Annotated in this window: 12 protein-coding genes; 6 read left to right on the plus strand and 6 right to left on the minus strand. The window is 71.6% G+C overall.

The window, feature by feature from the left end:
* Together fmt and glyA are read left to right on the plus strand one after the other, a co-directional pair.
* Nucleotides 1–811 (plus strand): methionyl-tRNA formyltransferase (fmt, locus tag ACK4S2_RS11070; RefSeq protein ID WP_409624021.1); only part of this gene is annotated, 811 nt, incomplete at its 5' end.
* Between the two features lie 163 nt (nucleotides 812–974).
* Nucleotides 975–2285, plus strand: a complete 1311-nt coding sequence (glyA, locus tag ACK4S2_RS11075) for a serine hydroxymethyltransferase (protein WP_409624023.1) — start codon at nucleotides 975–977, stop codon at nucleotides 2283–2285.
* Nucleotides 2286–2396: 111 nt separating this feature from the next.
* Here the strand turns inward: glyA and ACK4S2_RS11080 are convergent, their stop codons facing one another.
* Genes ACK4S2_RS11080 through ACK4S2_RS11090 form a run of 3 tightly spaced genes read right to left on the minus strand, consistent with a single transcriptional unit; the run spans nucleotide 2397 to nucleotide 6739 of the window.
* Nucleotides 2397–4766 carry an aldehyde dehydrogenase family protein gene (locus ACK4S2_RS11080; protein ID WP_409624025.1) on the minus strand — a complete coding sequence of 790 codons (2370 nt, stop codon included), beginning with the start codon at nucleotides 4764–4766 and terminating at the stop codon, nucleotides 2397–2399.
* A gap of 10 nt (nucleotides 4767–4776) precedes the next feature.
* Complete coding sequence (gene deoC / locus ACK4S2_RS11085) at nucleotides 4777–5736, minus strand: deoxyribose-phosphate aldolase (RefSeq protein ID WP_409624027.1); 960 nt, start codon at nucleotides 5734–5736, stop codon at nucleotides 4777–4779.
* Nucleotides 5726–6739, minus strand: coding sequence for a sugar-binding transcriptional regulator (locus ACK4S2_RS11090; protein WP_409624029.1), 1014 nt, complete (start codon nucleotides 6737–6739; stop codon nucleotides 5726–5728). Before ACK4S2_RS11090 ends, deoC begins: the two co-directional genes overlap by 11 nt.
* A gap of 132 nt (nucleotides 6740–6871) precedes the next feature.
* On the opposite strand from ACK4S2_RS11090, the gene ACK4S2_RS11095 reads away from it, so the two are divergent.
* The gene (locus tag ACK4S2_RS11095) at nucleotides 6872–8110 is read left to right on the plus strand and encodes an aminopeptidase (RefSeq protein WP_409624031.1); all 1239 of its coding nucleotides are present in this window, start codon (nucleotides 6872–6874) and stop codon (nucleotides 8108–8110) included.
* Between the two features lie 76 nt (nucleotides 8111–8186).
* On the opposite strand, the gene truB is transcribed toward ACK4S2_RS11095, so the two are convergent.
* Nucleotides 8187–9089 (minus strand): tRNA pseudouridine(55) synthase TruB, encoded by a 903-nt coding sequence (gene truB / locus ACK4S2_RS11100; protein WP_409624033.1) that lies wholly within the window; start codon nucleotides 9087–9089, stop codon nucleotides 8187–8189.
* A gap of 142 nt (nucleotides 9090–9231) precedes the next feature.
* On the opposite strand from truB, the gene ACK4S2_RS11105 reads away from it, so the two are divergent.
* Complete coding sequence (locus ACK4S2_RS11105) at nucleotides 9232–10206, plus strand: quinone oxidoreductase family protein (RefSeq protein ID WP_409624035.1); 975 nt, start codon at nucleotides 9232–9234, stop codon at nucleotides 10204–10206.
* Nucleotides 10207–10306: 100 nt separating this feature from the next.
* Here ACK4S2_RS11105 and ACK4S2_RS11110 read toward each other — a convergent pair whose 3' ends face one another.
* Complete coding sequence (locus tag ACK4S2_RS11110) at nucleotides 10307–10915, minus strand: glutathione S-transferase N-terminal domain-containing protein (RefSeq protein ID WP_409624037.1); 609 nt, start codon at nucleotides 10913–10915, stop codon at nucleotides 10307–10309.
* 58 nt (nucleotides 10916–10973) lie between these two features.
* Nucleotides 10974–14429 (minus strand): chromosome segregation protein SMC, encoded by a 3456-nt coding sequence (smc, locus tag ACK4S2_RS11115; protein ID WP_409624039.1) that lies wholly within the window; start codon nucleotides 14427–14429, stop codon nucleotides 10974–10976.
* 197 nt (nucleotides 14430–14626) lie between these two features.
* On the opposite strand from smc, the gene ACK4S2_RS11120 reads away from it, so the two are divergent.
* Nucleotides 14627–15835 (plus strand): TsoY family (seleno)protein, encoded by a 1209-nt coding sequence (locus ACK4S2_RS11120; RefSeq protein WP_409624041.1) that lies wholly within the window; start codon nucleotides 14627–14629, stop codon nucleotides 15833–15835.
* Nucleotides 15836–15976: 141 nt separating this feature from the next.
* Nucleotides 15977–16213 carry a hypothetical protein gene (locus ACK4S2_RS11125; protein ID WP_409624043.1) on the plus strand — a complete coding sequence of 79 codons (237 nt, stop codon included), beginning with the start codon at nucleotides 15977–15979 and terminating at the stop codon, nucleotides 16211–16213.
* Nucleotides 16214–16377 lie beyond the last annotated feature (164 nt).

Raw genomic sequence — 16377 nt, forward strand, 5'->3', positions numbered from 1 at the left:
GCCGCCGCGGCCGGCGGGGCGCGGCCAGCAGCTGCGCCCGTCGCCGGTGCAGGCCGAGGCCGAACGGCTGGGCCTGCCGGTGCGCCACCCGGTGCGGCTGCGCGAGGCGGCCGAGCAGGCGGCCTTTGCCGCGTTGGGCGCGGATGTGGCGGTGGTGGTCGCCTATGGGCTGATCCTGCCGCAAGCGGTGCTGGATGCGCCGCGCCACGGCTGCCTGAACATCCACGCCAGCCTGTTGCCGCGCTGGCGCGGGGCGGCGCCGATCCACCGTGCGGTGATGGCCGGCGATGCCGAAACCGGCGTCTGCATCATGCGGATGGAGGCGGGGCTGGACACCGGCCCGGTGCTGTTGCGCGCAGCCACCCCGATCGGGCCCGAGGACACCACCGCCGACCTGCACGACCGGCTTTCGGCGCTGGGGGCGGCGCTGATCGTGCAGGCGCTGGACCGGCTGCCCGACCTGGTGCCCGAGCCGCAACCCGAAGCGGGCGTCACCTATGCCCACAAGATCGACAAGGCCGAAGCCCGCATCGACTGGGCGCAACCGGCCGAGGCGGTGGCGCGGCAGATCCGCGGCTTGTCGCCCTTTCCCGGGGCCTGGTGCCGGATGGGCCGCGAACGGCTGAAGCTGCTGCGCGCCGTGGCCGTGCCGGGCGCTGGCACCCCCGGGCAAATCCTGCCCGGCGAAGGGTTGCAGGTGGCCTGCGGCACCGGCGCCATTCGGGTGCTGGAGGCACAGCGCGAAGGCAAGCGGGCCTTGCCGGTGGCCGCGGCGCTGCACGGCCTGGCCTTGCCGCCGCGGCTGGACTGAGGCAGGCTGGGGGGGGGGGGGGGGGGGGGGGGGGGGGGGGGGGGGGGGGGGGGGGGGGGGGGGGGGGGGGGGGGGGGGGGGGGGGGGCCCCCCCCCCCCCCCACCCCCCGCCTCAAGGGGGCCGCCGGCCCCCTTGAGAAACCCCGCTGCCCGGAGCCCGCCGATGACCCTGGCCCCCTGGATGTCGCCTGCCGCCTGCGCCCGTCTGGCCGAAACCGCCGCCCTGGCAGAGGGCGCTGCCGCCGATGTTGCCGCCCGGCTGCGCGATGCCGCCGCGCGCAACCGCAGCATCCATGACGCACAGTGCTTCAACCTCGACCCGGCCGCGAATGCCATGACCCCGGCGGCCGAGGCGATGCTGGCCGCGGGCCTCGGCTCGCGCCCGTCGCTGGGCTGGCCGGGCGAGAAATACGAAACCGGGCTGGAGGCGATCGAGGAGATCGAAGGCATCGCCACCGCGCTGGCCGCACAGGTGTTCCGCGCCCGGCACGCGGAAATCCGCGTGGGGTCGGGTGCGCTGGCCAACCTCTATGCCTTCATGGCGCTGGCACAGCCCGGCGATGCCATCATCGCGCCGCCGCCCGCCATCGGCGGCCACGTCACCCACCATGCTGCGGGGTGTGCGGGGCTTTACGGGCTGCGCACCCACCCGGCCCCGGTCGATGCCGACGGCTACACGGTGGATCTGGGCGCGCTAGAAGCGCTGGCGCGGCGGGTCAAGCCGAAGGTCATCACCATCGGCGGCAGCCTCAACCTGTTTCCGCACCCCGTGGCCGGGATTCGCGCCATCGCCGACAGCGTCGGCGCCGCGGTGCTGTTCGACGCGGCCCACCAGTGCGGGCTGATCGCCGGTGGCGTCTGGCCCGACCCGCTGGCGCAAGGCGCGCATGTCATGACCATGAGCACCTACAAGAGCCTCGGCGGCCCGGCCGGCGGGCTGATCGTGACCAACGACACCCCCCTTGCCGCGCGGCTGAACCGCATCGCCTTTCCCGGCATGACCGCCAATTCCGATGCCGGCCGTGCCGGCGCGCTGGCCATGACGCTGCTGGACTGGCGCGAACACGGGCAGGACCATGCCGCGATGATGGTCGCCAACGCCCGCGCCCTGGCCGCCGCCTTGCAGGCCGAAGGTGTGCAAGTCTTCGCCGCCGACAGGGGTGCCACGCAATCGCACCAGTTCGCGCTGCTGGCCGCGCCCTTCGGCGGCGGACAAGCCGCCGCGAAACGGCTCTACGCGGCCGGCTTCATCGCCTGCGGCATCGGCCTGCCGCTGCCGCCGGTCGAAGGCGATACCAACGGCCTCCGCCTCGGCACCCCCGAAATCACCCGGCGCGGCATGACCCCGGCCGAGATGCCCGCCCTCGCCGCCCTGATCGCCCGCGCCTTGCGCGCCGACGACCCGGCCCGCGTCGCGCCCGACACCCGCGCCTTGCGCGCCCGCTTCCAGGGTTTCGCCTTTACCGCGACCTGACCGTTTCACCTTGCCCCAAATATCCCCGCCGGAGGCAGCGCCGCGCGGCACGCGCGGCGCCCGGCCCAAGGCCTTGTGCCGCCCCCGGGGCGGCGCAAGGCTGCGGGAGGATCACGCCCCGTAAGGCAACCAGAGCGTCTTGACCTGACAGGCGCGGCGCAGCCAGTCGGCGCCTTGGGCCGCGCCCCAATCGCGCATCCGGCCGCGATCCACCCAGGTGGATTTCAGATTGCCGGCGCTGGCGGCCTCGACCATCGCCGAGCCTTCGGCACTGCCGCAATACCACAGCGCCGCGACCTCGTCGTGCTCGGCCAGGGTTTTCGCCAGCGCATCGCGCGGGCCGGTGACGATGTTCAACGCGCCGGCGGGCAGGTCCGACACGGCGCAGACCTGCGCAAACCGCGCGGCCACCAGCGGGTGCGCCTGACTGGGCACGCAGACCACCCGGTTGCCCATCGCCAGCGCCGGCGCCACCAGCGACACCAGCGCCAGCAAGGGTGCTTCCTCGGGGCAGATCACGCCCATCACGCCCCAGGGTTCGTTGATGTGCAGCGTGACATGGGCCGATTTCGTCGCGCGCACGGTGCCATCCACCTTGTCGGCCTGGGCAGCGTTCCAGAACAGGCGGCGGATGGCGGCCTCGACCTCGGCCGCGCCGTCGCCGCCGGTGCTGGCCGCGAGCAGCTCGGCGAATTCGGCCCGGCGCTGGTCCAGGTTTTCGGCCAGGAAATACAGCACCTGCGCACGGTTGTGGGCGGTCACACCGCCCCAGGCGCCGGCCTTGGCCGCAGCCTCGACCGCGTTGCGGATATCCTTGCGGTTGCCGATGGCGACCTGCCCCAGCACCGCACCATCCGCCCCGCGCACGCTGGCCGATTGCCCGCCGTCGGCCCGCGCCCATTTGCCGCCCACCCACAGGCGTGCGGTGATGTCCACCCCGCCGCTGGCCGGTTGCGCCACGGCCTGCGCGACCGGCGCCGGATCCCAGGAAACCGTGACGGCGGGCCGTTCAGAGCCTTGTTCGGCCCGACGCACCAGATACTCGCCCATCCCTTCGCGCCCGCCTTCGCGGCCGAAGCCGCTCTCGCGCATACCGCCAAAGGCGGCGCCGGCATCGAAGATGTTGGTGGCGTTGATCCAGACCACCCCGGCCTTGACCCGCGCCGCCACGTCGATCGCCTTGGTCACGTTCTCGGACCAGACCGAGGCGGCAAGGCCATAGCGCGTGTCGTTGGCCAGCGCCACGGCCTCGTCCGGGGTGCGGAAGGTCATCGCCACCGCGACGGGGCCGAAGATTTCCACCTGCGCCACGGTGCTGGCCGGGGCCACGTCGGTAAAGAACCCCGGCGCGCAGAAGTTGCCGGTGGCCGGCAGTTGCGCCGCCGCCCGGTGCAGGGTGCCGCCTTCGGCCTGGCCCTGCGCGATCAGCCCGTCGATGCGCTGAAGCTGCCGGGCCGAGACCACCGCGCCCACATCGGTGCATTTGTCCAGGGGGTCGCCGACGCGCAGCGTCTCCAGCCGTTCGCGCAGGCGGGCGTAAAAGCGCGGTGCGATGCCTTCCTGCACCAGCAGGCGGGAACCGGCGCAGCACACCTCGCCCTGATTGAACCAGATGGCATCGACCACGCCTTCGACGGCAGCTTCCAGATCGGCATCCTCGAAGACGATGAAGGGCGACTTGCCGCCAAGCTCCAGGCTCAGCTTCTTGCCCGACCCGGCGATCTGGCGGCGGATGGTGCGGCCCACCTCGGTGGACCCGGTAAAGGCCACCTTGTCCACCCCCGGGTGCCCGGCGACCAGGGCGCCGGTTTCGCCATCGCCTTGCACGATGTTCAGAACGCCGGGGGGCAAGCCGACCTCGACGCAGATTTCCGCCAGCGCATGGGCGGTCAGCGGCGTCAGGTCGGCCGGTTTCAGCACCACGGTGTTCCCGGCGGCCAGCGCCGGCGCCACCTTCCACGCCAGCATCAGCAGCGGAAAGTTCCACGGAATGATCTGGCCGCAGACCCCCACCGGGGCATGGCCGGGAAACTCCGTCTCCACCAGTTCGGCCCAGCCGGCGTGGTGGTAGAAGTGGCGCGCGACCAGCGGGATGTCGATGTCGCGGGTTTCGCGGATGGTCTTGCCGTTGTCCATCGCCTCCAGCACCGACAGGAAGCGTTCGCGTTTCTGCACCGCGCGGGCGATGGCATAAAGATGGCGGGCGCGCGCGTGCCCCGGCAGGGCCGACCAGCCGGGAAAGGCCGCGCGCGCGGCCTGCACGGCCGCCTCGACCTGGTCGGGGCCGGCCTTGTGCAGCGTGGTCAGCACCGCGCCGGTGGCGGGGTTCAGCACATCGGACAGCGGACCTTGGGCGACATGCGCCCCGTCGATCCAGTGCCCGACCGCCGGCGTGCGCGCCAGCCAGGCCAGCACCTCGGCGTTCGATTCCGGGGCGGGGCCGTATTCCATCGTTTCCATGATCTCGCGGACCTTCGACATGGGCGGCTCCTCAGGCCAGCGGGTGGCGGTGGGCGGCCGAGTAGCGGCCGGTCAGGTGGTGTTCCAGTTGCCGTTCGATATCGGCCAGCATGGACGAGGCGCCGAAGCGGAACAGGTCGGGCTGCATCCAGCGCAGGCCCAGTTCCTCTTTCATCAGGATCAGCCAGGCCATCGCATCCTTGGCGGTACGGATGCCGCCGGCGGGCTTGTAGCCCACGAGGTGCCCGGTGCGGGCGCGATAATCGCGGATCGCGCGGACCATGACGAGCGAGACGGGAAGCGTGGCGTTGACCTCCTCTTTCCCGGTCGAGGTCTTGATGAAGTCGGCCCCCGCCTGCATCGCCACCATCGAGGCGGCGTAGACATTGGTCAGCGTGCGCAATTCGCCGGTGGCCAGGATCGCCTTCATGTGGGCCGCGCCGCAAGCCTCGCGCATGGCGGCGATTTCGTCGTAAAGCGCGCTCCAGTTGCCCAGCAGCGCATGTTCCCGGGTGATGACGATGTCGATTTCGTCCGCGCCATGCTCCACCGCCCAGCGAATCTCGGCCAGCCGCAAGGGCAGCGGCATCAGCCCCGCCGGAAAGCCGGTGGCGACCGAGGCCACCGGCACGCCGCTGCCCGCCAGCGCCTTGACCGCATGGGGAACCATCGTGGGATAGACGCAGACCGCCCCCACCGTCAGGCCCTGCACACCGAGGCCTTCGGCAATATCGGGGCGGATGGGCTGGCGCGCCTTGGCGCACAGGCGCTGGACGCGGGCGGGCGTATCGTCGCCGGCCAGGGTGGTCAGGTCGGTCAGGGTGATCGCCTTGCACAGCCAGGCGGCCTGATGGTCCTTTTTCACGCTGCGCCGGGTGGTCAGCGTGGCGGCGCGGCGGTCGGCCGCGGGGGTGTTGACGGCAACCCGGTCGAACCAGTCGGGCGCCAGCGGGGTGCCGGGGTTGCGGGGAAAGGCGGCGTCAGCAGGCATCCGGGACTCCGGGGTTGAACGACAGAAGATGGCGGGCGGTGGTTTCGTCGGTGACCAGCACGTTGACCAGCCGGGCACGCAAGGCCGCCAGCGCGACGGCCTGCTTGGTCGCACCGCTGACCACGCCGACGGCGTGCCGGCGCGTGACCAGCAGTTCGGGCCGCAGCCCCAGGGTGCGCGCATCCAGCGCCGGATCGAGGATGCGGCCCTGCGCATCCAGGAACCGGCCCAGGATGTCGCCGACGGCACCGGCGGCCTTCAGCCGGGAAATGTCGGCCTCCGACACATAGCCCGAGGCCGCCAGCACCGAATCCTGCATCGCCCCCATGCCGAAGATCACCAGCGGCGCCCGGCGCGCCAGGTCCAGCGCAGCAGCGATGACCGGGTCGGCCTCCAGCGCGGCGCGGGTTTCGGCGCGGCCGAGGATGGCGGGGGCCGGGAACAGCGTGGCCGAGCCGCCGGCGGTCTGGGCAAAGGCCTCGGCCACGGTGCCGATGCCGGGCGAGGTCAGCCGCAAGGCGGTGGCCCCGTTCACCAGCACCACATGGGCCCCCGGGTTCCAGCCGGCCGGCAAGGCGCGCGCGACCGCGGCCATCGTGCGCCCCCAGGACACGCCGATCAGCGCCGGCTTTTCGCCCAGACCCGCCAGCCAGGCCGCAGCCGCCTGCGCCACCGCGCCGGCATCCACCGCGGCATCGCCTTCGGACGGCACCACCACCGCATCGCGCAGGCGCCACTGGCGCTGCAAGGCGGCCTCCAGCGCCGCCACCCGGTTGGCGCGCGGCGCGATCTCGATGCGCACCACGCCGGTTTCGCGCGCCTCTGACAGAAGCCGCCCCACCTGCCAGCGTGTCAGCCCCAGGGCCTGCGCGATGTCCGCCTGCGTGCGGTCGAGCTGGAAATACATCTTGGCCACCTGCACCAGCAGGTGATCGCGCGCCTCGTCCAGGGGTAGCCGGGTGCCGGAGGCGGCGCGCGCGGGATCGGGGGCCGAAGCGGTCATGGCTACCTGCATATGTGCAACTTCCGCTCATCTGAGCACAAGCCGCCCCCGGCGTCAATCCCGGCTGCGGGTCTTGCGCCCGACGCCGCGCCGCGCCACCTTGGCGCGAACCGCGAACAGGGATGACGAACCATGCAGAACTCTCCGCTTTCCTCCGATCGGCTGGACAGGCTGGCCCGCGTGGCGGTGCAGGTGGGGCTGAACCTGCAACCCGGGCAGGATCTGGTGCTGACGGCGCCGCTGGCCTCGGCGCCGCTGGTGCGCCGGATCGCGGCCGAGGCCTACAAGGCCGGCGCGGGCCTCGTCACCCCGCTGTTCGCCGACGAGGAGGTCACGCTGGCGCGCTACCGGCACGGGCAGGATGCCGCCTTCGACCGCGCGCCCGACTGGCTCTATCGCGGCATGGCCGAGGCTTACGGCGCGGGCGCCGCCCGCATGGCGATCGTCGGCGACAACCCGATGCTGCTGGCCGGGCAGGACCCGGGCAAGGTCTCGCGCGCCACCCGCGCCAATGCCACGGCCTACAAACCCGCGCTGGAAAAGATCGCCAATTTTGACATCAACTGGACCGTCCTGGCCTGGCCGGGCCTGGCCTGGGCGCAGCAGGTCTTTCCCGACCTGCCCGAGGCCGCCGCGCAAGAGGCCCTCGCCGATGCGATCTTCGCCGCCAGCCGGATCGACGGCGACGATCCGGTGGCCGACTGGGCGGCACATTCTGCGCGGCTGGCGGAACGCTCGGCCTGGCTCAACGGGCATCGCTTTGCCGCGCTGCATTTCACCGGGCCGGGCACCGACCTGACGGTGGGTCTGGCCGATGGCCACGAATGGCACGGCGGCGCCTCGACCGCCAGGAACGGCATCAGCTGCAACCCGAACCTGCCGACGGAGGAGGTGTTCACCACCCCGCACGCGCTGCGCGTCGACGGCCACGTCAGCGCAACCAAGCCGCTGTCGCACCAGGGCAGCCTGATCGAGGGCATCCGCGTGCGCTTCGAAGCCGGGCGGATCGTCGAGGCGCAGGCCAGCCGCGGGCAGGAGGTGCTGCAAAAACTGATCGGCACCGACGAAGGCGCCCGGCGCCTGGGCGAGGTGGCGCTGGTGCCGCATTCCTCGCCGATCGCGCAATCGGGGCTGCTGTTCTACAACACCTTGTTCGACGAAAACGCCGCCAGCCACATCGCGCTGGGTCAGTGCTATTCCAAATGCTTCGTCGGCGGCGCCGGGCTGACCCCGGAACAGATCGCAGCGCAGGGGGGCAACAGCTCGCTCATCCATGTCGACTGGATGATCGGGTCCGGTCAGGTGGATGTCGACGGCCTGACCGCCGGCGGCGACCGGGTGCCGGTGATGCGCGCCGGCGAATGGGCCTGAGCCGCCGTCCCCCGCCTTTCACCTTGCCGAAATATCCCGCGGGGGCGCGGGGGTGCGAAACCCCCGCGGCGACGGGTCAGCCGGCGAACACCCGGGTCGGGTGCAGCTCGCCGCCCATGTAGCGGCCCACGGCCACCGCCCGCCCGCCGTGGCTGGCCCAGCACTCGCTGCCATAGGGCAGATGCCCCAGCACCGCGCCGGGGTTGCCGTGGCGCAGGCGCACGGCCCCTTCGTCGGTCGCGCGCAGTTCGGGCAGGTCGTGCAGGCCGGTTTCCAGCGGCAGCAGGCGCGCGGCAAGGTCGGGGGTGCGGGCCAGACGCTCCACCTCCTCCAGCGTCAGGCCCTGGTCGGCGCGGAACGGCCCCGACCAGACCCGGCGCAGCCAGGCGACATGGCCAAGGCACCCCAGCACCTGCCCCAGATCCCGCGCGATGGCGCGCACATAGCCACCCTTGCCGCAGACCATCTCCAGCTCGGCATGGTCCGCGTCGGGCCGCGCCACCAGATCGAGCCGGGCGACATGCAGCGGCCGGGCGGCCAGATCCATCGCCTCGCCGTCGCGCGCCAGATCATAGGCCCGGGCGCCATCGACCTTGACGGCGGAATACTGCGGCGGCACCTGCCGGATGTCGCCGCGGAACCCGTCCAGGGCCGCGACGATCTGCGCATCGTCGGGGCGGGCATCGCGGGTTTCCAGCACCGCGCCCGAGGCGTCGTCGGTGGCGGTTGCCGCCCCGAACCGCACCACGAAGCGATAGCACTTCAGCGCGTCGGTCACATAAGGCACGGTCTTGGTCGCCTCGCCCAGCGCCACGGCCAGCACGCCGGTCGCGTCGGGGTCGAGCGTGCCGGCGTGCCCGGCCTTTTGCGCGTCCAGCGCCCAGCGCACCTTGCCCACAACGGCGGTCGAGGTGACGCCCGCCGGCTTGTCCACCACCAGCCAGCCCGACACCGGCTGCCCCTTCTTTGCGCGGCCCATGATCCACCTCTCCAGCACAAGGCCCGCCCGATAGCCTTGCCGGCCGCGCGGGTCAACCGCAAGCGGGGCCAGCGGCTTGCCCTTTGGCGCCTGCGCGATACCATGCGCGCGGCAAGCGCCGGAACGGCAAGAGGGGGGACGCATGGCACGGACGGTGGTGATTCATTCGCAAGGGGGGCCCGAGGTTCTGGCGCTGGAGGATCGCCCGGTGGGCGCGCCCGGCCCGGGCCAGATCCGCATCCGGCATCATGCGGTCGGGCTGAACTTCATCGACGTCTACCAGCGCTCGGGCGTCTACCCGATGCAGATGCCCGCCGCGCTGGGGATGGAGGCGGCCGGCGTGGTCGAGGCGGTGGGCGAAGGCGTGACGCATCTGAAACCCGGCGACCGCGCGGCCTATGCCGCCCAGCCGCCCGGCGCCTATTGCGAGGCGCGGGTGATGCCGGCCGCGCAGGTCTGCCCCTTGCCCGAAGGTATTTCCTTCGAGGAAGGCGCCGCCATGATGCTGAAAGGGCTGACGGTGCAGTATCTGTTCCACCGCACCGTGCCCTTGAAGGCCGGGGATACGGTGCTGTTCCACGCGGCGGCGGGGGGCGTGGGGCTGATCGCCTGCCAATGGGCGCGGTCCGAAGGCATCACCCTGATCGCCACCGCCGGCAGCGACGAAAAATGCGCTTTGGCGCTGGACCATGGCGCCACCCATGCCATCAACTACCGCGCCGCCGACTGGCCCGCACAGGTGCGCGCCCTGACCGGCGGGCGCGGCGTGGATGCGGTGATGGATTCGGTCGGGGCGGCGACCTTCGAAGGCTCGCTCGATTGCCTGCGGCCGGTGGGTATGATGATTTCCTTCGGCAATGCCTCGGGCGTGGTGCCGCCGGTCAACCTCGGGGTGCTGGCCGCCAAGGGGTCGTTGCAGATCACCCGGCCGACGCTGTTCACCCATATTGCCAAGGCCGAGGATTGCCAGGCAATGGCGCGGCACCTGTTCGACAAGGTGCTGTCGGGGGCGGTGAAGATCCGCATCGACCAGCGGTTCGCGCTGGATCAGGTGGCCGAGGCCCACCGCGCGCTGGAATCGCGGGCGACGACCGGGGCAACCGTGCTGTTGCCATGAAGGCAAGCCCGTCCCGGGCCTGACCCGGGACCCCCCGCTTCGCCGCGCACCGGTTTGGGGAGAGGCCCCGGGTCAAGCCCGGGGCGGGTCTTCCCGGCGGTCAGGCCGGGCGGGTCTGCGCCATCGGGGCGGTTTCGCCGAATTCGGCCCACCAGGCCGCCAGCCGCGGGTTGGCGGCGCGCCAGGAATGATCGGCAAAGCGGAAGTCCAGATAGCCCAGCGCGCAGCCGGTGGTGATGCTGCCCAGCGTGACGGGGCCGGCCAGCCGGTCGGCCAGGGCGTTCAGCCGGCTTAGCGCGGCGTCGATCTTGCCGAGCTGGCCCGAATGCCAGTCGGCCCAGCGCAGCGCTTCGGGCCGCACGGCGGATTCGTAGCGGGCCAGAAGCGCCGCATCCAGAATGCCGTCGGCCAGATCGTGCAGTTCCAGCACCGCCCAGCGCGGCGCGCCGCCGGCGGGCAGGAACGCCGGGTCGGCCCCGGTGGCGGCCAGCCATTCGCAGATCGTGCGGCTGCCCAGCAGCACGGTGCCGTCGTCCAGCGTGGCGGCGGGCACCTTGCCCAGGGGGTTGACGTCGGACACCGCCGGGTCGGGCTTCACCGGGCTGGGGTGGCCCGCGACGCAGATGATGCGGTCGGCAAGACCGAGGTGAATGGCCGAAGCCATCACCTTGCGAACGTAAGGAGAGGTCGGCGAGTAGAGCAGGCGCATGGGGTTCCTCCGCTGGGTTCGGCGCAGGGTTGCCGAAGCGGACTGCGGGTGCAAGCGGTCAGGCGACCATCGCCGCGGCCCGTTTCAGATCCACGCTGACCAGCTGGCTGACGCCTTGTTCCTGCATCGTCACGCCGAACAGCCGGTCCATCCGGCTCATGGTCACGGCGTGGTGCGTGATGATGAGAAAGCGCGTGTCGGTGCGGCGGGTCATCTCGTCCAGCAGGTCGCAGAAGCGGGTGACGTTGGCATCGTCCAGCGGCGCATCCACCTCGTCGAGCACGCAGATCGGAGCGGGGTTGGCAAGGAACACCGCAAAGATCAGCGCCAGCGCCGTCAGCGTCTGTTCGCCCCCCGAGAGCAGCGACAGGGTGGACAGTTTTTTCCCCGGCGGCTGGCACATGATTTCCAGGCCCGCCTCCAGCGGATCGTCGGATTCCACCAGCACCAGCCGCGCCTCGCCGCCGTTGAACAGGTGGGTGAACAGCGTGGCGAAGCTGGCGTTGACCTGATCGAAAGCCGCAAGCAGCCGTTCGCGCCCTTCGCGGTTCAGGCTGGCGATGCCGGCGCGCAGCTTGCGGATGGCCTCTTCCAGATCTTCCTTTTCGGCCTTCAGCGTGTCGTGTTCGGCCTGCACGGCCCTGGCATCTTCCTCGGCGCGCAGGTTCACCGCGCCCAGCGCCTCGCGCGCGCGGCGCAGGCGATGGGCGTCTTCCTCCAGCCGGTCGGCCGGCGGGATCTGCGCCGGATCGAGCCTGAGCGTCTCCAGCAGCGCGCCGGGGGCATCGCCGGTTTCCTCCTGCACGCGGGCGGCGGCCTGCAAGGCGGCGTCCTTGGCGGCATCGGCGCGCGCTTCGGCCCGGGCCCGCGTTTCGCGCGATTCGCCGGCGGTGCGTTCGGCGGTGCGCTCGGCCTCCTGCGCGGCGCGCAAGGCGGCTTCGGCGGCAGACAGCGCGTCTTGTGCGCGGCTGCGCCGGGCTTCGGCAGCCGCGATGGCCTCGGCCAGTTCCTCGCGCCGCTCGGCGATTTCGGAGGGCACCGCTTCGGCTTCGGCCAGGTCGGACTCGGCGTCTTCGCGCCGGTCGGCCAGTTCCCTGGCGCGCCGTTCGGCGGTTTCAAGGCGCAGGCGCCAGCCGGAAAGCTCCTTGGTCACCTCTTGCCGCCGGCGGGTGCGGGCATCGCCTTCGCGCCGGGCCTCGTCATGGGCGGATCGGCCGGCGATCATGGCAAGGCGTGCGGCCTCGACGGTGGATTTCAGCGCCTCGACCCGGGCGCGGGCATCGGCCAGATCGGGCAGGTCTGCGGCGGTTTCCTGCGCCTCGGACAGGCGTTCGGACAGGTCTTCGATTTCGTCGCGGTGGCGGGCGAGGGCCAGGCGCGCCGATTCCAGCCGGCCGGCACCGATCGACCGTTCGGCCTCGGCGCGGGACAGGGCCCGGCTGGCCTCGGCGACGCGCGCGTCGGCGGCGCGGCGGGCCTCGCGGGCCATCTGGTCGGCGCGGGTCAGGTCGGCCAGCCGCGCTGTCAGCGTTTCGTGGGCGGCCCGGGCACCGGCAGCCCGGGCCGAAGCCTCTTCGAGGTCGCGCTTCAACTGCACAAGGCGGTTGAGCTGGCGCAGCCGCAGCGCGGCGGCCGAAGGCGCATCCTCGGCCGCGGCCCGGAACCCGTCCCACCGCCACAGGTCGCCTTCGAGGCTGACGAGCCGCTGCCCCGGGCGCAAGGCGGCCTGAAGCCGCGGGCCTTCGGCCCGATCCACCAGCCCAAGCTGCGACAGGCGGCGCGCCAGCACGGCTGGCGCGCCGACATGCGCAGCCAGCGGGGCCGCACCGGCAGGCAGCGGGGCGGCATCGTCGTAGTCGGGCAGCAAGGCCCAGCCGGAGGCGGCATCGGCCGCGCATTCCGGGGCGCGCAGGTCATCGGCCAGCGCCGCGCCCAGCGCCGCCTCGTAACCCGGTTCCACCGACAGACGGTCGAGCAACTGGCTGCCGGCCTGCGATTCGCGTTCTACCAGTTTCGCCAGCGCGGCAACCTCGGCGCGCAAGGCGTTGGCCTCGCCTTCGGCGGCAGAGCGGGCGGCGCGGGCCTCGGCCTCGCGCGTCTGCGTGGCGGCGCGGGCGGCCTCGGCCTCGGCCAGCACGGCTTCGGCCTCCTCGGCGGTGGCGATGGCCTCGGCCTGCGCCTCCTCTGCCGCCGCCTGGGCCAAGGCGGCCTGGGCCAGCGCCTCGGCCGCGGCGGCCTGGGCGCTTTCGGCGCGGGCGGCCTCGGTCCGGGCCTTTTCCAGTGCTGCGGCAGCGTCGTGCAGCATCCGCTGCGCCGACTGGTGGCGCGCCGCAAGCCGGGCCGCATCCTCGGTGGCTTCGGCAAGGTCGCTTTCGCGCGCGGCCAGAACCTGCGCCGCCTCGCGCGCCTTGTCGGCCAGATCGGCCAGCCGTTCGCCCTCGCCTTCCTGCGCGCGGGCCAGCTGGTCGAGCTCCCATTCCAGCCGGGCGATGGTTTCGCCGGCGTCGCGGTTCAGGCCGGCCTCGCGCTCGGCATCGCGCTGCAACTGGGAAATGCGCGCGCGCAGGCTTTCCACCGCCTCGCGGGCGCGCCGGTCCTCGTCGGCCAGCGCATCGCGCTGCACCAGCAGGCGTTGCAGGATGGCGCCGGCGACGGCTTCTTCCTCGCGCAAGGGGGGCAGGCGGTCTTCGGCGGCCAGGCGGTCGGCAGCGGCCTTGCGGGCGGCGGCTTCGGCGGCCGAAGACAGGCGCATCGCCTCGGTCAACTGCTGCAAGGCGACCATGCGGGCGGCATCGGCCTCGTGCCAGCGGCGGAACAGCAGCATGCCTTCGGTGCGGCGCAGCTCGGCCCCGATCTCGCGGTAGCGCGCGGCCTGCCGGGCCTGCCGGGCCAGCGTGGCCAGTTGCTGCGCCAACTGCTCGATCACGTCATCGACGCGGGTCAGGTTGGTTTCGGTGGCCGCCAGGCGCAATTCGGCCTCGTGCCGGCGCTGATAGAGGCCGCTGATCCCGGCGGCCTCCTCCAGCACGCGGCGGCGCGAACGGGGCTTGGCATTGATGAGTTCCGAGATTTGCCCCTGGCGCACCAGCGCCGGCGAATGCGCGCCGGTCGAGGCATCCAGGAACAGCATCTGCACGTCCTTGGCGCGCACCTCGCGGCCATTGGCGCGATAGGCCGAGCCGGCATCCCGCGTGATGCGGCGGGTGATTTCCAGCACATCGGCGTCGTTGAACCCCGAAGGTGCCAGCCGGTCGGAATTGTCGATGCTGAGCGCAACCTCGGCAAAGTGGCGCGCGCCGCGGGTGGCTGCGCCGGCAAAGATGACATCCTCCATCTCGCCGCCGCGCATGGCGGTGGGGCGGTTTTCGCCCATCACCCAGCGCAACGCCTCCAGCAGGTTCGACTTGCCGCAGCCGTTGGGACCCACCACGCCGGTCAGGCCGTCGGCGATCACAAGCTCTGTCGGGTCGACAAAGCTCTTGAAGCCGTTGAGGCGCAGGCGGGTGAATCGCACGCGAGGGACTCCGACACAGGATACCGGACGCGTATCGTTCGGGCCGGAAGGCGGCAAGTCAAGCGGTAGAGCGCAGATTTCGGGGGATAACCCGGTTCAGACACCAGATATGGCGCGCAAGGCTGCGACACGCCGCCACAGCGCCAAAGCCGCATCCCTATCATATTCATTATTCAGAATATGAAATGGAGGCTTCGATGTCCAATCCAACCCGGCCCGCCGATACCTGGGCCCCGCTTTACTTCCTGTCTTCGGTCGGGGCTGGCGGCCTGGCCGTGACCTTCTTCATGTGGCTGTTCCACTGGATCCCGCATCCGGGCCAGACGGTGCCGACCTTCGAGGACATCGCCCGCGCCTTTTCCGGCGGCGATGCGCTGAAACAGGCAATGATCGTCGGCGCCCTGGGCGGGATCGCCGTCTTTGCCTATCTGAACATCAAGCTGTTCGTCTGGAACCTTGCCCGGATGAACCGCTGGTCGGGCACCGAGGCCGCGGCAAAGCTGCGTGCCTCGAATGCCGAAACGCAGCTGGCCGCGCTGCCGCTGGCGATCGCCATGACGATCAACGTGGGCTTCATCCTGGGCCTCGTCTTTGTGCCCGGGCTGTGGAGCGTGGTGGAATACCTGTTTCCGCTGGCCATCGCGGCGTTCCTTGCTGCCGGCGTGCTGGGGCTGAAGCAGCTGGGCCGCTTCTTCGGCCGGGTGCTGGGCAAGGGCGGGTTCAACTGCGCGGCCAACAATTCCTTCGGCCAGGTGCTGCCGGCCTTTGCACTGGCGATGGTGGCGGTGGGCCTGTCGGCGCCGGCCGCACTGTCGACGGTGCCGCTGACGTCGGGCGTGGCGCTGGTGCTGTCCACCTTCTTCGGCACGGCGGCGGTGCTGCTGGCGCTGGTGGGTGTCGTGCTGGGCGTGCGGTCGATGCTGGAAAACGGCGCCAACATCGAAACCGCACCCACGATCATGATCATCATTCCCATGATGACGGTGCTGGGCATCATGGTGCTGCGCCAGACCCATGCCATCGACACCCACTTCGGCGGCCATGTCGCCGCGGGCGACATGCTCAAGATGCTGACGCAGATGCTTTCGGTGCAGGTGCTGTTCGGGCTGCTGGGCCTGGCCGTGCTGGGGTCGCTGGGCTACGCGCGCCGGTTCCTGACCGGGCCGGAGGCTTCGGTCGGGTCTTACGCCCTGGTCTGCCCTGGCGTGGCGCTGAGCGTGATGCTGCACTTCTGGCTGAACAAGGGCCTGGTGGGTGCCGGTCTGGTGGCGAAGTTCGGGCTGGCCTACTGGGCCATCTCGGCCGTGGCCGTGGCCTTCCAGGTGGCGATGATCGTGCTGGTGGTCGTGCTGAACCGCCGCCACTTCGGCACACCGCGGGCTGCGCAGGCCGTTCCGGCCGAGTGAGCCGCCTCGCAAGGCTGCAGGGGGCGGGCCGCAAGGCCCGCCCTTTTCCGCTGCGTGCCGCGGGAATGCACCAGAGCTGCCCCATTCTCGCCGCATTCCAACCCGACCCTGCAGGGTATCAACCCTTGTCGGAGCCCGCTCATGATCCTTGCGTCCCTCCTGTCCGGCATTCTCGCGGGTATCACGGGTTTTGCGGCGGCGCTGATTGCGGGCCACGGCCTGCCGGTGGCGCTGGGGCTCTATGTTCTGGCCGGGATGGTCGGGGTTGCGGTCACGCTGGGCCTGATGACGCTGCGCGGGCTGGTCCGGCAGCCGCGCGTCGCCAGCGCGGAAGGCGCAATCGTGGCACGCGCCATTCTGGCGACGCATCGCGGTTAACCAAAGGTCAGGAAACAATATCACGGTATCGGTCGGGCCGCCCTGCCCGGCCGTTTTCGCGTTTGCAGTCGCCGGCGGTCGCGCCGCCTGGCCCGAGGTCGGGTTCAGGTCCGGCGAATCACCTGCTGCGGGTCGCGGGTGGTTTGCCCGGCGTTTCTCGCTGT

This window comes from Gemmobacter sp. (assembly GCF_046292685.1).
Taxonomy (GTDB): Bacteria; Pseudomonadota; Alphaproteobacteria; order Rhodobacterales; family Rhodobacteraceae; genus Wagnerdoeblera.

Bases quoted from the DNA above. Each gene is read 5' to 3' on its own strand.
- glyA (WP_409624023.1), top strand. From the start codon at position 975: ATGACCCTGGCCCCCTGGATGTCGCCTGCCGCCTGCGCCCGTCTGGCC.
- ACK4S2_RS11080 (WP_409624025.1), bottom strand. From the start codon at position 4,766: ATGTCGAAGGTCCGCGAGATCATGGAAACGATGGAATACGGCCCCGCC.
- deoC (WP_409624027.1), bottom strand. From the start codon at position 5,736: ATGCCTGCTGACGCCGCCTTTCCCCGCAACCCCGGCACCCCGCTGGCG.
- ACK4S2_RS11090 (WP_409624029.1), bottom strand. From the start codon at position 6,739: ATGACCGCTTCGGCCCCCGATCCCGCGCGCGCCGCCTCCGGCACCCGG.
- ACK4S2_RS11095 (WP_409624031.1), top strand. From the start codon at position 6,872: ATGCAGAACTCTCCGCTTTCCTCCGATCGGCTGGACAGGCTGGCCCGC.
- truB (WP_409624033.1), bottom strand. From the start codon at position 9,089: ATGGGCCGCGCAAAGAAGGGGCAGCCGGTGTCGGGCTGGCTGGTGGTG.
- ACK4S2_RS11105 (WP_409624035.1), top strand. From the start codon at position 9,232: ATGGCACGGACGGTGGTGATTCATTCGCAAGGGGGGCCCGAGGTTCTG.
- ACK4S2_RS11110 (WP_409624037.1), bottom strand. From the start codon at position 10,915: ATGCGCCTGCTCTACTCGCCGACCTCTCCTTACGTTCGCAAGGTGATG.
- ACK4S2_RS11120 (WP_409624041.1), top strand. From the start codon at position 14,627: ATGTCCAATCCAACCCGGCCCGCCGATACCTGGGCCCCGCTTTACTTC.
- ACK4S2_RS11125 (WP_409624043.1), top strand. From the start codon at position 15,977: ATGATCCTTGCGTCCCTCCTGTCCGGCATTCTCGCGGGTATCACGGGT.